We start from the raw sequence: 14,631 nt of genomic DNA on the forward strand, positions 1-14,631 counted from the left end.
CGCTGGGAGCTCGCTACACTGCGCTCACCATGCTGAATCGCACGATCGCGCGGAAGTACGCGCTGAGACGAGAGATCGGACGCGGCGGGATGGGCGTCATCTGGGAGGCGTTCGATCAGGTGCTCCGGCGTCCCGTGGCGCTCAAGGTGATGACGCCCGAGCATGTCAGCTCCGACCCGGCGCGACGCCGGTTCGAGCGAGAAGCGACGGCGATCGCGCGGCTCCGCAACGAGCACATCATCCAGATACACGATTACGGTATCGACGAAGATTGCCCTTACATCGTCATGGAGCTGCTCGAAGGGGAGGACCTCGAGGCCAGGCTCACCCGGGAGCGGCAGCTCTCGCCGTCGGCGACGCTCGCCCTGCTCCGGCAGATCGCCATTGGCCTGCAGGTGGCGAGCTCCGCGGGGATCATCCACCGCGATCTCAAGCCGGCGAATGTCTTCCTAGCGCGGAAGGAGCCAGGAGAATGCGTGAAGCTCCTCGATTTCGGCGTGGTGTGGACGGTCTTCGAGTCGGACGAGGATCAGCAGGGATCGTTCGGCAGGGTCGTTGGTACGCCGTCATACATAAGCCCCGAGCAGGTGCGCGCCGTCGTGCCGGATCACCTGAGCGATCTCTGGTCGCTCGGCGTCATCACCTACAGGGCCCTCACGGGCCGGCTCCCGTTCGCGGCGAGCGGGATCGGGGAGCTGCTCATCAGCATCTGCACCGATCCGTTCCCGCCGCCGTCGAGCCTCGTGCCCGGTCTGCTGCCCGGCTTCGACCGCTTCTTCGAGCACGCGCTGGCGAAGGACCCGGCGCAGCGGTTCCAGTCCGCGGCCGATTTCGTGGCGGCGTTCGCGGCGGTGATCGAGGCCAGCGGGGGCCCCGCCAAGATCCTCATCGCCGACGACGAGCCAGACGTGGCGCTCATGATGAAGCTGCTCTTCCGGCAGAAGATCCGCGACCGGGTCTACGAGTTCATCTTCGCTGACAACGGTGAGAACGCCCTCGACGAGCTCCGGCGCCACCCCGACATCGACGTCGTCGTCACCGATATCAACATGCCCGTGATGGATGGGCTCACGTTCCTCGGGCGCGTCCCCGAGGTGAGCCCCTTTGCGAGGACGGTGATGATGTCCGCCTACGGCGACATGGGGAACATCCGGAGCGCGATGAACCAGGGCGCGTTCGATTTCCTGCTCAAGCCGATCCAGCGGGGCGATCTCGAGGCGACCATCGACAAGACGATCAAGCACGTCGCGGAGCTGCGGAGGAACGCTCGCTCGGACGAGGAGAACAAGATCCTCCGTCAGTTCACGAGCGCGGCGTTGATCGAGCGGATCCGGGAGATGGGCCCCGCGATCGCGCTCGCGAGCGAGGCGGTCATGGCCACGGTGGCGTTCATCGACATCTTCCAGTTCACGCCCGTCACCCGGGAGAGGCTGCCCGGCGAGGCCATGCGGTTGCTCAGGGCGAACTTCGAGGTGATCGTCCCGGAGCTCGTCGCCAAGGGGGGGGTCGTGGACAAGTTCCTCGGCGACGCGGTGATGACGGTGTTCCAGGGGCCGGATCACCTGTCTCGGGCGCTCAGCGCGTGCGTGGCCGTCCGCGCGCAGATGGCGGCGGTGGCGCGCCGTGCCGGCGAGGGCTCGCCGTACACGCAGGGGATCTGCATCGGGCTCTCCACGGGGCAGGTCCTCTCCGGCAGCGTCGGATCCCAGGCGTACGGCCGGCTCGACTACACGGTGCTCGGCGAGGTGGTCAACGCCGCAGCGCACCTCGCCAGGGCGTCGCGGCCAGGGGAGATCCTCGTTGAAGCGACGGTCCGCGAGGCCGCGCAGCAGCTCTTCGATTTCGAAGACGTCGGCGCGAGGAGCCTGCTGCCGGGAGCCCCTCCCGTGAGCGTCTTCAACCTGGTGAAGCGCGCTCCGGCCGATTTCGTCGCAGGTTGCGAGCCGACCATCGGCGTCCACTCGACGACCACCATGCGATGAGGTCGCGCCGCGCCGGCGCCGGCTCGACGCGCCTCAGCGCGCCGTGAGGCGGTGGCGGCCCTGGGGCACGCTCGTCGAGGCCGTGCCGCTGGCCGCGTCGTAGCGCGTCGGCGCGGGCTTGCCGTCGAGGGTGAGCTGCGTGTCCTTCTGCGAAACGGCGAGGCCGACCTGCGCCGCGCTGGAGAGCACCAGCTCCGCGGCGAGGCCGGGGCCCTCGGGCCAGAGCGACGCGGACACGGGCGAGGCGGCGAGCAGCAGGGCGCGGCCGCCGAGGCTCAGCGAGGTGCCGGCGTCGATCTGGGCGCGCTCGAGCGCCCTGTGGCGCAGGAGCAGCAGCGCGCTGCGGCCCTGCAGCTTCGCGGCGGGCACGGCGGGCACGCGAAAAGCGTCGCCCACCTCCACCGGCTGCGCGCCGTCGGAGACCAGCGCGAGATCCTGCGTGTCCTGCTCCGCCATGGAGACGAGCGCGGCCGAGCCGCTCCCGCCGCTCACCTTGAGCGCCTCGATCGCCGGCTTCGGCTCGCCCGCGGTGAGGTCGCGCGGGTAGAGCACGGTCAGCCATTGCGTGCTGGAGGCGATGTAGCGCGCCACCGAGAACGGGTGCCGGAAGGTCATGTTCGGGAAGAAGTTGGTGAAGCCGCTTCGATTCACCGAGAAGGCGTCGGGTCGTGGGACGTAGACAACGTCGAGCTCGAGATCGCGCTTGCCGTCGTCGGTCCGCGTCGCCCACACCAGCCGGCCCGCCGTGGGAGCGGACGGAGCGCCGCCGCCAGCGCCCGGAGGCATCGGCTCGCTCGGGGCGAGCCCCGTCGCTGCCCCCGCCGCTGCCAGGTCGCTGGCCATCCGGACCTCGCCGCAGACGTCGCCGCAGTCCACCTGTGTGCTGGACGAGGTGGGCCTGGAGGTGGCGTAGTCGGTGCAGATGGCGGGCGCGCCCGGCCGGCAGCCCAGCCAACCGCTGTAATGAAGGTGGGTGTCGTAATAGTGGAGCATCGGTTGGGCCGAGCCGATGGCCGCGGAGATCATGTGGTCGAAGACGACCACGTAGCTCCTCCGCGCGAGCGTCGCCGTCCGCCGCGTGGACACGTCGGGCACGTTGACGTAATCGTCGATCGTGACCGTCGAGGAGTCGAGCTCCCCGGTCAGGAAGGAGGCCTGCAGGATCGCCGGATCGTCCACGGGCCGGGTCAGGTCGCTGAAGATGCCGAGCTGGCGCCACGCGGGCGTCTGGTACGTATCCCGGATCCCCTTGAAGCTGTCGATGGTGACCAGGTTGTGCGACTCCGGGCTGAAGTTGACCCAGTAGAACAGCGAGGTGTGGGAGCTGCCCGCGGGGTCGTAGTTGCGGCCGTCGCCCGGATCGATGAGCAGGTATTGCCCCTTCGCGTGCAGGAGGAAGCTCGTCTGATCGGGCTGGCTGTGCGAGGACGGGCGGTACTCGTGCTCGGTCGTCATCAGCAGGTGAACCGCGTCCGCGCTCCAGCCGGAGCGCAGCGAGGTCATGTCCGAGGTAACGATCGAGGTGTACGCGGGCTCCTTGGGCTCCTGCGCCCCGGCGCCGGCCCTGGCGATGTCGGGATCGGTATAGAGGATGCTATAGACCGGGTTGTTGACGACGGCCTTGCCCTTCGCGCTGAGCCAGCCATAGAAGCCCTTCGCGTCGCGGCGCCCCTCTTTGTCGCTGAGCGCGCTGGCGGCGATGCTGCTCAGCTGCAGGGGCTCGCGCCAGCCGGTCTCGAGGGTGGCCGCGTTGCCGTCCGGCATGGAGAGGGCGCCCCCGTAGCGGAGCATGCGGGCGATGCGGGTGTCATCGCCCCAGACCGCGGGGGTGTTCACCGCGTTGATGTAATCACGGCCGTCGCGAGCCCCGCCGGAGAGCCTCTTCATGGCCTGGAGGTAGGGCAGCATCACCGAGAACACGTCGTCCTGGTAGCTCGGGCCCTCGACGTAGGTGCCGTCCTTGGTCAGGCAGGCTTGCATGTAGGGGCCGTAGGAGCGGAGGGCGACGAGCGAGTCCAGCGGCTCGTCGCCGAAGAGATCGCGCTCGACGGTGCAGGCGTGGTCGTGCTCGCCGAGGGCGTAGCTCAGCGTGGCCGCGCCGCTGCCCACGCGATAGCGGAAGTTGGTGACGTACGTCGTGTTGAACTCGCCGTACACCCCCATCGTCTTTCCGAGCGCGTCCTCCAGCTTGTCGCGGATGGCCGCGTCGTCGTCCGCGCTCAGCGCCGGCTGCACGAGGTCGTAGGCGTAGGCATAGTTGAGCAGGCTTCCGCCCCAGTACCAGGCGCCAGGCGTCTGGTTCCAGCCGGTGCTGGTGTCGCCCGCCTTCAGCAGCGTATCGCGCGCCGTCTTCAGCGCGTCGCTGCGCTGCTCGATCACCCAGGAGAGGGCCCCGTACAGCGCGCAGTTGGAGAGCTGGTATTCTTTTACGTCCGTATTCGTGGAGGGGGCCGCGCACGGGTGGCCCTGCCCCGGCGGGCCCCGGCGGACATCGTCCATCCAGGTCTTGTAAGGGTCCTGGGTGACCCGCTGCCTCAGGGCGGGGATGTCGTGGCGATCGAAGGCGATGAACGGGTGCTTCCGCTCCTGGATCTGGACGGGGGCGCACGGGGGCGGCTTGGGACAACCTCCGAGGCCCAGCAGCAGGAGCCACGGCACGAGGACCTTTCCCCCCATTGAACGGAGCATGAGGGTCCTTGTTATCAGCACCGCAATGCGGGCGTCAACGTGGGCCGCCTCGCGGCCACCTCCGGCGCGAGGTGGCGCAGCGCGCGCATGTTCGGTGCGTGTTCGGTGCGTGCTCGGTGCGTGCTCGGTCGAAGGAGCGCCGGCCCGGCGGGGACATGGCTTTGTCCCGCGGACCGTGGTCCAATCCGCTCCCATGAGCGCCGCCCTCCGCCACTCGCCCCGCAGCCCCGCGGCGCATCGAGGCTAGATCCAGCATGGTCCTGCCCGGGTACGAGATACAGGCTCAGGTCTACGACAGCACCAACACCCGCGTCTGCCGCGCCCTGCGCAAGGCGGACGGGGAGCCCCTCATCCTCAAGATCCTGAAGCCCCTCCGCCCGTCTCCCGAGCGGCTCGCCTGGTTCCAGCGCGAATACGATATGCAGCGCGGGCTCGAGCTGCCCTGCGTCCCGCGGGTCTATGGCCTCGGGCTCGAGCTGCAGGGCTGGACCATGGCTATCGAGGACTTCGGCGGGGAGTCGCTGGACAGGCTGCTGCGCCGGGGGACGCCGCCGCTCGCTGAGGCGCTGGACATCGCCGTCCGCATCGTGGACGCGCTCGGGCAGCTCCACGAGCAGCGCATCATCCACAAGGACATCAACCCCTCGAACATCGTCTGGAGCGCGGAGCGGGAGCGGCTCGCCATCATCGACTTTGGCATCTCCACCGTGCTGTCGCGGGAGAACCCCGTCCTCAAGAGCCCGGACGTGCTCGACGGGACGCTCATGTACATCGCCCCCGAGCAGACCGGCCGGACCAACCGGGCGATCGATTACCGCACCGACTTCTACTCGCTCGGCGTCACCCTCTACGAGCTCTTCACCGGGGCGCTCCCCTTCCCGGCGCAGGACGCGATGGAGCTCGTGCATTGCCACCTGGCGAGGCTCCCGGCGCCGCCTCACGCGCGGACGAAAGGCGTGCCGAGGGCGGTGTCGGACGTGGTGATGCGGCTCCTGGAGAAGGCGCCCGAGGCGAGATACCAGAGCACGTACGGCATCAGGGCGGACCTCGCGGCGTGCATCGCGGCGCTCCGCGACACGGGCGCGGTGGGGGCGATCGACCTCGGGGCGCGCGACGTGCCGGAGCGGTTCCAGATCCCCCAGCGGCTCTACGGCAGGGAGCGCGAGGTGGAGGCGCTGCTCTCGACCTTCGAGCGGGTCGCGCAGGGCGCGAAGAGCGCCGTCGAGGGGGCGCGAGGCGCGGCCGAGCTGCTGCTCGTCACGGGCTCCTCGGGCATCGGCAAGAGCGCGCTCGTGCGCGAGCTGTACGAGCCGATCACGCGGCGGCGGGGGTACTTCATCGGCGGGAAATACGACCAGCTCCAGCGGGCCACGCCCTACGCGGCCGTGGTGGCGGCGTTCCGGTCGCTGGTGCGGCAGATCCTCGGGGAGAGCCAGGCGCGGCTCGCGGGGTGGCAGGAGGCGCTGCGCGGCGCGCTCGGCCAGAACGGGCAGGTCATCCTCGACGTGATCCCCGAGGTGGAGGCGATCCTCGGGCCGCAGCCGCCCGCGCCCGAGCTCGGGCCGACGGAGACGCAGAACCGCTTCAACCTGGTGCTGGAGCGCTTCCTGCGGGTCTTCGCGAAGCGGGAGCACCCGCTCGTGATCTTCCTCGACGACCTGCAGTGGGCCGACGCGGCCAGCCTGCGGCTGCTCGAGCGGGTGCTCGGGGAGGATCGACCGGCGCACCTCTTCCTGATCGGGGCCTACCGGGACAACGAGGTGGGGCCGGCTCACCCGCTCACGATGACGCTCGCGGCCATCCGGGCGTACGGGACGGCGGTGCACGAGATCCACCTCGGGCCCCTCGGCCGCGAGCACGTGGAGGAGCTGCTCGGCCAGGCCATGCACGCGGAGCCGGAGCGGGTCCGCCCGCTGGCGGAGCTCATCCTGCGCAAGACCGAGGGCAACCCGCTGTTCGTGAGCGAGCTCCTGAAGGCGGTGCACAAGGAAGGCTTCATCGCCTTCGACCGGCAGCGGGGGCGGTGGCAATGGGATCTCGGCCGGATCGAGGCGAAGGGCGTCACCGACGGCATCATCGATCTCATGATCGGCAAGATCCGCAGCTTGCCGGCCGCGACCCAGCAGGCGCTCAGCCTCGGCGCCTGCATGGGCAGCGAGATCGATCTGCGCGCGCTCTCGCTGGTGGCGGGCAGATCCGAGGAGGCGCTGTCCCAGCCGCTGTTCGCGGCGGCGCTGGAGGGGCTCCTGCTGCCGGCCTCCGAGCTCGAGGTGGTCCAGGACTCGACGAATCCCTCGCTGCTCGTGCGGCATTACCGGTTCCTGCACGACCGGGTGCAGCAGGCGGCGTATGCGCTCGTCGAGGAGGCGGAGCGGCCCGCGGTGCACCTCAGGATCGGGCGGCTGCTCCTCTCGAAGATCAGCGGGCCGGAGCGGGCCGAGCGGATCTTCCAGCTCGCGACGCACCTGAACCAGGGGCGGGGCCTCGTCACGGATCCGGTCGAGCGGCTCGAGATCGCCCGGCTGAACCTGGAGGCCGGGAAGCGGGCGAAGAGCTCCACCGCCTACGCCGCGGCGCGGGAGTACCTCGCCGCGGGGCTCGCGCTCCTGCCCGAGGGCTCCTGGGGAGAGCACCACGATCTCACCGCGGATCTCCACCGCGAGCTCGCGGAGGCCGAGGGGCTCAACGGCAACCATGCGCGCGCCGAGGCGCTCGCCCGGGTGCTGCTCGATCAGGCGCGGACGCCGCTCGAGCAGGCCGGCGTGTACGACGCGCTGGTCAGCCATTGCACCATGGTCGGGCGGTACGCGGAGGCCATCGACGAGGCCCGGCGCGGGCTCGCCCTGCTCGGCATCGACCTGCCCGAGCGGGATCTCGGCGCGGCGCTCGAGGCGGAGCTCGCGGACGTCGACCGCCGGCTCGGCGATCGCCCGCTCGAGTCGCTGCTGGAGGCGCCCGCCGTGGAGGATCCCGCCGGCAAGGCCGCGCTCAAGCTGCTCTCGAACGTGCTCTCGGCGACGTTCTACGTGGACCGGCAGCTCTACGGGCTCACCGTCACGAAGTCGGTCGGCCTGAGCCTCCAGTACGGGCTCGCCCCCGGCGCCTGCTCGATCTTCGCGTTCTTCGGGATCGTGCTCTCGGGGTTCCGTGGCCAGCCGGTCGCGGGCTACGAGATGGGGGTGCTCGCGGTGCGGCTCGGCGAGCGGTTCAACAGCCCCGGCGACGTCTGCAACAGCTGCTTCGCCCTCGGCAACTTCCTTTTACCGTGGGTGAAGCCCCTGCCGGCGGCCCAGGCGGTCAACGACGCTGGATACAAGGCGGGGCTCGAGGCCGGGGAGCTGCGGTACGCGGGCTATATTCTCATCTACAAGCTGTTCAACCAGCTGTATGAGGGCAGGCCCCTCGCGCAGGTGCTCGCGGATCTGCCGGAGTTTCTGCACTTCAACCAGAAGAGCAAGAACCAGATCGCGATCGACATCATCCGCGGGCTGGAGCTCGCGCTCGCGGACCTCTCGGGCAGGGCCGGGGGCGCCGCGCCGGATCCCGCCGCCGAGGCCGACTACCTGGCCGCGTGCGAGGCGAACCAGAGCGTGATGGCGCTCTGTTACCATCACATCCTGAAGACGCAGACGCTGTACCTGCACGGCGATCTGGCGGGGGCGCGCGCCGCGGCGACGAGGGCCGAGGCGCTCATCTCGGCGGTCACCGGCAACGTGGCGTCGGCGGAGCACCAGTTTCATCACGCGCTCTGCCTCGCGGCGCTGGCCGACGGCGCCGGGGCGGACGAGCGGAGGGACTTCCAGGAGGCCGCCGCGGCGAGGCGGGATCAGCTGGGGCGCTGGGCGGAGGTCTGCCCCGAGACGTTCTCACATGCACGCGCTTGTCGGGGCCGAGCTCGCGCGGCTCGCGGGCGAGATCGGGGAGGCCATCGAGCTGTACGAGCGCGCCATCACCTCGGCGAGGGCCCACGGGTTCCTCCAGGACGAGGCGCTCGCGAGCGAGCTCTACGGCAGGTTCTGGCTCCGGCGCGGAAAGGAGCGGCTCGGCAGGGATTACCTTGCCGACGCCCGCTATGGCTTCGAGCTCTGGGGCGCGCGGCGCAAGGTGGCGCTGCTCGACGCGGAGCTCAACCCGCCGCAGCCGCTGGCCGAGGCGCCCCTCGACCGGACGACGCTCACCACCACGAGCACCCGGCAGCAGACGTCGCGGGTGCTCGATCTGGGCAGCGTGCTCAAGGCGTCGCAGGCGATCGCCAGCGAGCTCGTGCTGGAGCGGCTGCTCACCAAGCTGATGACCATCGTCATCGAGAACGCGGGGGCCGAGCGCGGCGTCCTGCTGCTCGCGCAGGGCGAGGAGCTCATCCCCAGCGTGGAGGCGCGCGTGGATCCGGCCGACCCGCGGGCCGCCCCCGCGGTCACGGAGCTGGACCTCGTGTCGTCCGTCGAGGGGGGGCAGTTCGCGGAGAGCATCGCCGTGTATGTGGAGCGGACCCGCGAGAGCGTGGTGCTCGCCGACGCGGCGCACGAGGGCGATTTCACCCAGAGCCCCTACATCACGCGGAACCAGACGCGGTCGGTCCTGTGCATGCCGCTCCTCAACCACGGCAAGCTCATCGGCGTGCTCTATCTCGAAAACAACCTGGCCACGGGCGCGTTCACGCAGGAGCGGCTGGAGGTCTTGCGGCTGCTCTCGGCCCAGGTGGCCGTGTCCATCGAGAACGCGGTGCTCTACGGGCAGCTCGAGCAGCGGGTCGGCGAGCGGACGGCGGAGCTGCAGAAGAAGAACGCCGACCTCGAGGAGGCGCTGCATCACCTCAAGGCGACGCAGTTCCAGCTCGTGCAATCGGAGAAGATGGCCTCGCTCGGGCAGCTCACCGCGGGCATCGCGCACGAGATCAAGAACCCGCTCAACTTCATCAACAACTTCGCCGAGGCGAACGTCGATATCACCGCCGAGATCCTGGACGGGCTCGCGTCGAACCGGGATCTCAAGGTCGCCGAGATCGAGGATCTGGTGGTGAGCCTGAAGCAGAGCGCCGAGAAGATCGCCGAGAACGGGCGGCGCACCGACGGGATCGTGCGGGGGATGATGCAGCACGCGAGCGGCGGCACGGGGGAGCGCCAGCGCGTCGGGCTGAACGGGCTGCTCGATCAATACGTGAGCCTCGCCTACCACGGGATGCGCGCGCAGAAGCTCGATCTGAACGTGATCATCGAGCGCGATTACGACGAGGCGGTGGGCGCGATCGAGCTGGTGCCGCAGGAGATCGGGCGGGTGTTCGTGAACCTCCTGACGAACGCCTTCCACGCGCTGCGAGAGAAGCAGCGCTCGGCGGCCGGGCCGTACGTGCCGACGCTGATGGTGAGCACGCGGCGGCTCGGGCGCGAGGTCGAGATCCGGGTGCGCGACAACGGGGTCGGCGTCCCCGAGGCGCTGCGGGCCAAGATCTTCCACCCGTTCTTCACGACGAAGCCCACGGGCCAGGGCACGGGCCTCGGGTTGTCGCTGAGCTACGACATCGTCCAGGCCCACCGGGGCACGCTCAGGGTCGATGGCCGGGAGGGCGAGGGCGCGACGTTCATCGTCGCATTGCCTGGCTGAGGCCGGGGCTCTCTATTGGGGCGCGGATCCCTGGGGCCAGCGCCGCGCGAAGACATTGTTGTCCCAGGCGACCGCGACCGCCGCGCCGCCGTTGAGCTTCATCCCTATCGCCTCGTAAATGAGCTGCGTTCCCGGGACATAGCCGAGCTCCTCGAGCGCCAGCTCGACCGGCCGTAGAACCCAGCGGACCAGGTAGACGCCCTCCTGGCCGAGCGGCCTGGCGATCATGTCGCCCACGGCGAACGTGGTCCCGTCGGGGCGCAGGGTGGTGACCGAGTACGCGCCCGCGAAATCTCCCGTCGGGGGGCTGATTCTGGTTCCGATCTCGCGCGCGAGCTCCCCCTCGTAGAGGGCGAGGGCGAAGGTGCCGTCGACATTACCCGTCTGGAGATCGACGCGGAAGATGATGACGCCGCAGCTCGTCGGCGCCGACTGCTGCGGGTCGTTGATCTGAACGATCGGCATGGGGCTCCTTACCCTGATCCAACGTGCGCGGGGTACACTGCCGAGCTCGGAAGCGCAGGATCCGAGGCTCGGGTGTGAGGCAGCGCTCGAGATCCAGTCTGAACGGCACCTCGCAGCGGCCGATCCTCCTCCGGGGAGCAGCGACCATGCCTCCGCGGACGGGCTCGCGCGATGAGCAGGGCGCGCGGCGCGCGCAGGCGACGGTGGACTACGCCGGCCGCAGGATCTGCCGCACCGAGTCCACGTCCGCGACCCGGTGCAGCACCGGCTGGAGCCCGGCGCCCGGGGCCTCGCCGAAGGCGCCGCTCGCGGCGACGGCGCGGGCGCGCGGGCCGTCGAGCACGAGGAACACGTCCCGCAGGCCCCCGGCGCCCGGCGCGTCGATCACGTCGACGATGCGCGAGCGATCGAGGTGCAGCTCCTCGTCGCCGCGCTGGATGAGCACGCGCCGGTCGGTGATGAGGTACCGCGTCCGCGCCGCGAGCCGCGCCGGACGCACCACCGACATGTAGAGCATCGCCGCGCCCGCGGCGACGAGCAGCACGATCGTGAGCGAGAGGGACGCGACGAGCGCCACGAAGGAGACGCTCTCCGGATCCATGCCCGCCGCGGTCACGATGCGGATGCTGCGCACGGCGTGCACCGCCGTGACCACCGCGAAGCCGCCGAGGAGCACGCCGAGCAGCACCGAGCCGACGCCGCGCAGGCCGTTCGGGAGCCACTTGTGCCAGCCGTCGGCCGGGTGCGCCGACCAGAGCACCCGCTCGCCCTCGTCGAGGCGTTGCGAGAGCAGGCGGTGACCGTCGCCCGCGGGCGCCGACGGGACGACGCCCCGGAGGATCGCCCAGACGCGATCCGGGGCCACGACGCCGGTCAGCACGATCGACAGCCGCCGCCGGAGGGCGCCGGTCGGCACCGCCCTGACGAGCTCGAGGTCGCCGACGCCGGGGTGCTTCGGGTTCCAGTGGATGCGCGCGTAGCTGATCGACCGCCGCTCGATGGAGCGCCGGAGCTTCCCGCGCTGCACGACGATGTGCCGATCGGTGAGCATGTACTCCAGCTCCGAGCGCCACCAGCGCGGCAGGTAGCTGAACGCCACCGCGAGGCTCGCCATCCAGGCCGCGAAGGCGAGCAGCTGGTTCGGCGACGCGTCGAGGGCCTTGCTCACGACCACGGCGGACGCGGTGCTGATCGCGGAGGTCACGCCGCAGACGGCCGCGCCCACGAGGTAGAGCAGCGGCGTCGCGACGACCTTGGGACGTCCGGACCAGAGCACGACCTCATCGAACACGAGTCACGCATCTCGATGGAGCCTCCGTTCGGGGTGAGCTGGCCGGCGCCGCCCCCGCGCGCGAGGGCGACCACGTTAAGGTGAACCCGCCGGCCGGGGTCGTAAAGGGGCTCTCGCCATCGCGCCGCTGTACGACCAGAGCACCATCGGTGATCACGCGCACCACGCGCACGCGCGGCCATCCTTCGCCGGACGCCGCGGGCGCGGGCGCGGGCGCGGGCGGAAGCGGCGCTCGGCCGTCCAGACGTTGCAGCGGCCGCCGCCCGGGTCAGCGCCGCTGCGGCGCCGCGAGCTTGCGCAGGCGCTTCAACGTCTGTTCCCATTCCCTCTCGCACTGCGCTCGCCGCGCCTTCGCCAGCGGCAGCCAGTGATCGTTCCCGGGAGCGCGGGCGATGTAGGACTCCCACGCGGTCACGGCCTGCAGGTAGGCCTCCGCGCGCGCAGCGCCGAGCTCGGCGCTCCGCGCCGCGGCCCAGTGGCCGATCGCCGCGTACCAGGCCTCGTCGTAGGAAGGCACATAGAACCAGCCAGCGCCGTTGATCTGCTGGTCGGCCCGATCGTAGGTCCTCGCGAGCCGGATGCTCTCGATGCCTCCCTCCAGGTCGCCGGACCTGTCGAGCGCCACCGCGAGCCCCCAGAGCGTGGTCACGCCGTAACGGACCATGTCGAGCGACCCGAGGGTCGAGAGCGAGGCGCGGTACCCCTCGACCGCCGACGTGATGTCGCCGAGCGCCATGTAAGCCTCGGCCTGGTTGGCGAGCAGCAGCGCGCGCGAGGCCGCGTGCGGCTCGAGCACCAGCGCCTCGTCGTACGCCTCGATCTCGTCCGTGTACCTGCCGAGCCGCGCGTAGCAGACCGCCAGCGCGTGCCACGCGTCGGCCCGGAAAGGCGCCGGAGGATGGAGCCGCAGGAGCCCCTCGAGCGTCGCGACGGCGCCCTGCACGTCGCCGAGGTGCTCCAGGATGTCGGCGTAGCGCAGCCGCACCGAAGGGGTGCGCGAGGTCGCCGCGCCGGCGCGCTCGTACAGGGCGCGCGCCTCGCGCAGCCAGAGCGGTCCGATCTCCTCGACCCGCTCCAGGAGCGGCGAGCGCCGGAGCTGGTCGTACCGCGCGAGGAGCGCGTCCGCCTGGGAGATGAGCTCCTCGCGCTCGTCGGCCGCCGGATCGAGCGCGCGGGACCAGACGGTCGGCGCTGCGCGGAGGGATCCCGCCGCGAGCGAGAACGCAAGGAGCGCCGCGGCGCCCGGCAGGAGCGAGCGCCAGGGCAGGGGCGAGCGCCGCGTCACCGCGCTCCTCCTGGGTTCGGCCGCGGCGGCGGCGCCGCGCTCCGCTCCTGCGGGCCGCGCGCGGCCGCGCGCGTCGCCGCGCGCGCGGGCCGGTGGCCCCCGCCGCCACCTCGCCGGAGCGCGTCGAGGCGCGCGCGCGCCGCCGGGGCCCACGGCCCCTGGCCGCCGGCGCCCGACAGGTACGCCTCCCAGCGCGCGATCGCGGCCGCCGTCATGGTCCGCTCCAGCGCGAGCGCCTCGAGGGCGAGCCTGTCCTCCGGGACCGCGAGGTACTCGACGGTGCGCAGGCGCGCCGCCGCGCTGGCGAGGTCGTCCGCGGCCCGCTCGCGCGCGGCCGCTCCGGCGCTCCGATCTTCTGCCGCGCGCCCGCGCGGGGCCTCCAGCGTGGCCGCCTCGCCTTCGAGCGCGGCGTCCGCCTGGGCCTTGTCGCCGCCGCGGTCCAGCGCGAGCGCGAGCGACAGCGTGACGTCGCGGGCGAGCTGCGTCTGCGCGCGCAGGCGCGCCTCGCGCAGGTAGGCGATCGCCTCGTCGAGGGCCCCGCGGGCGGCCGCCTCTCCGTGCGCGCCCGCAGGCGGCCTCGCGCTCGCGTCGGCGACGGACGCCGCGCCCGCCGTGGCCATCGACAGGTGCGCCGCCTCGAGCAGCACGAGCGCGCGCTGGTCCGCGGTCCCGAGCAGATCGATCCGCGGGACGAGCGCGCGGTAGATCGCGATCGCCTCGCCGCGCTTGCCGGTGCGGGCGAGCGAGCGCGCGAGGTCGTGCATCGTCTGCGGATCCTCGACGCTGCGGGGATCGACGCTCCGCGCCCGCTCGAAGGCCCGCGCGGCGTCCTCGGGCGAGCCGAGCGCGAGGGCGGCGCGGGCGAGCAGGACCTGGGGCGCGGCGTGCCCCGGGAGGAGCTGGTCGGCGAGGCGCGCCGACTCGCGCGCCGCCTCGGCGTCGCCGCCGAGCTGCGCCTGGCCGCGCGCGAGCAGGTCGCAGTAGCGCGGGAGCTCGGGCGCCCGCGCGCGCTCCCAGACGGTGGGCCCCCGGGCGATGGCCCGGCCGGACCGCGCCGAGCACTCGGGCGGACGCCCCGCCGCCGCCGCGGCGGCGACCAGATCGCCGGCCTGTCCGGCGTGCGCGGCGAGCGGGAGGACGAGCAGGGCCGTGAGCAGCAGCGGGCCGAGGTGCACGGCGAGAGTGTACCAGGGAGGCGCACTGGAGGCTCACGCCGGGGCCGACGGCGCCGGGCTGCGATCCGGTTGATCGGGTGGGCGTCGGTCCGTTATGGTGCCCGAGGTGACAGCGTCGACGGGGGGCGTTCGCGGGTCGTGTAT

Annotated in this window: 8 protein-coding genes and 1 pseudogene; 3 read left to right on the plus strand and 6 right to left on the minus strand. The window is 71.6% G+C overall.

The window, feature by feature from the left end; genetic code table 11:
- Nucleotides 1-29 precede the first annotated feature (29 nt).
- Nucleotides 30-1,982, plus strand: coding sequence for a protein kinase domain-containing protein (locus POL72_RS17785; RefSeq protein ID WP_272096597.1), 1,953 nt, complete (start codon nucleotides 30-32; stop codon nucleotides 1,980-1,982).
- Nucleotides 1,983-2,015: 33 nt separating this feature from the next.
- Here the strand turns inward: POL72_RS17785 and POL72_RS17790 are convergent, their stop codons facing one another.
- Nucleotides 2,016-4,670: a heparinase II/III family protein gene (locus POL72_RS17790; protein ID WP_272096598.1), complete on the minus strand. Its 2,655-nt coding sequence runs from the start codon at nucleotides 4,668-4,670 to the stop codon at nucleotides 2,016-2,018.
- Between the two features lie 254 nt (nucleotides 4,671-4,924).
- Here POL72_RS17790 and POL72_RS17795 point away from each other — a divergent pair.
- A pseudogene (locus POL72_RS17795) lies at nucleotides 4,925-6,349 on the plus strand (serine/threonine protein kinase); the annotation flags it as partial.
- A gap of 1,581 nt (nucleotides 6,350-7,930) precedes the next feature.
- Here POL72_RS17795 and POL72_RS17800 read toward each other — a convergent pair.
- The gene (locus tag POL72_RS17800; RefSeq protein ID WP_272096600.1) at nucleotides 7,931-8,410 is read right to left on the minus strand and encodes a hypothetical protein; all 480 of its coding nucleotides are present in this window, start codon (nucleotides 8,408-8,410) and stop codon (nucleotides 7,931-7,933) included.
- A gap of 130 nt (nucleotides 8,411-8,540) precedes the next feature.
- Here POL72_RS17800 and POL72_RS17805 point away from each other — a divergent pair, with 130 nt between their 5' ends.
- Nucleotides 8,541-10,271, plus strand: coding sequence for a GAF domain-containing sensor histidine kinase (locus tag POL72_RS17805; RefSeq protein ID WP_272096601.1), 1,731 nt, complete (start codon nucleotides 8,541-8,543; stop codon nucleotides 10,269-10,271).
- Between the two features lie 12 nt (nucleotides 10,272-10,283).
- Here the strand turns inward: POL72_RS17805 and POL72_RS17810 are convergent, their stop codons facing one another.
- From POL72_RS17810 to POL72_RS17825, 4 genes are all read right to left on the minus strand, one after another.
- Complete coding sequence (locus POL72_RS17810) at nucleotides 10,284-10,736, minus strand: hypothetical protein (protein ID WP_272096602.1); 453 nt, start codon at nucleotides 10,734-10,736, stop codon at nucleotides 10,284-10,286.
- A 208-nt stretch (nucleotides 10,737-10,944) separates the two neighbouring features.
- Nucleotides 10,945-12,027 carry a hypothetical protein gene (locus POL72_RS17815; RefSeq protein ID WP_272096603.1) on the minus strand — a complete coding sequence of 361 codons (1,083 nt, stop codon included), beginning with the start codon at nucleotides 12,025-12,027 and terminating at the stop codon, nucleotides 10,945-10,947.
- Between the two features lie 268 nt (nucleotides 12,028-12,295).
- Nucleotides 12,296-13,312: a tetratricopeptide repeat protein gene (locus POL72_RS17820; RefSeq protein WP_272096604.1), complete on the minus strand. Its 1,017-nt coding sequence runs from the start codon at nucleotides 13,310-13,312 to the stop codon at nucleotides 12,296-12,298.
- Nucleotides 13,309-14,487: a tetratricopeptide repeat protein gene (locus tag POL72_RS17825; RefSeq protein WP_272096605.1), complete on the minus strand. Its 1,179-nt coding sequence runs from the start codon at nucleotides 14,485-14,487 to the stop codon at nucleotides 13,309-13,311. Before POL72_RS17825 ends, POL72_RS17820 begins: the two co-directional genes overlap by 4 nt.
- Between the last annotated feature and the right edge of the window lie 144 nt (nucleotides 14,488-14,631).

Source organism: Sorangium aterium, from assembly GCF_028368935.1.
Classification (GTDB): Bacteria; Myxococcota_A; Polyangia; order Polyangiales; family Polyangiaceae; genus Sorangium; species Sorangium atrum.

Excerpts from the sequence above, each read along its gene's own strand:
- POL72_RS17785 (WP_272096597.1), top strand. The coding sequence starts at position 30 with ATGCTGAATCGCACGATCGCGCGGAAGTACGCGCTGAGACGAGAGATC.
- POL72_RS17790 (WP_272096598.1), bottom strand. The coding sequence starts at position 4,670 with ATGCTCCGTTCAATGGGGGGAAAGGTCCTCGTGCCGTGGCTCCTGCTG.
- POL72_RS17800 (WP_272096600.1), bottom strand. The coding sequence starts at position 8,410 with ATGAAACTGGTGCTCCGCCGACGCCACGTTGCCGGTGACCGCCGAGAT.
- POL72_RS17805 (WP_272096601.1), top strand. The coding sequence starts at position 8,541 with ATGCACGCGCTTGTCGGGGCCGAGCTCGCGCGGCTCGCGGGCGAGATC.
- POL72_RS17810 (WP_272096602.1), bottom strand. The coding sequence starts at position 10,736 with ATGCCGATCGTTCAGATCAACGACCCGCAGCAGTCGGCGCCGACGAGC.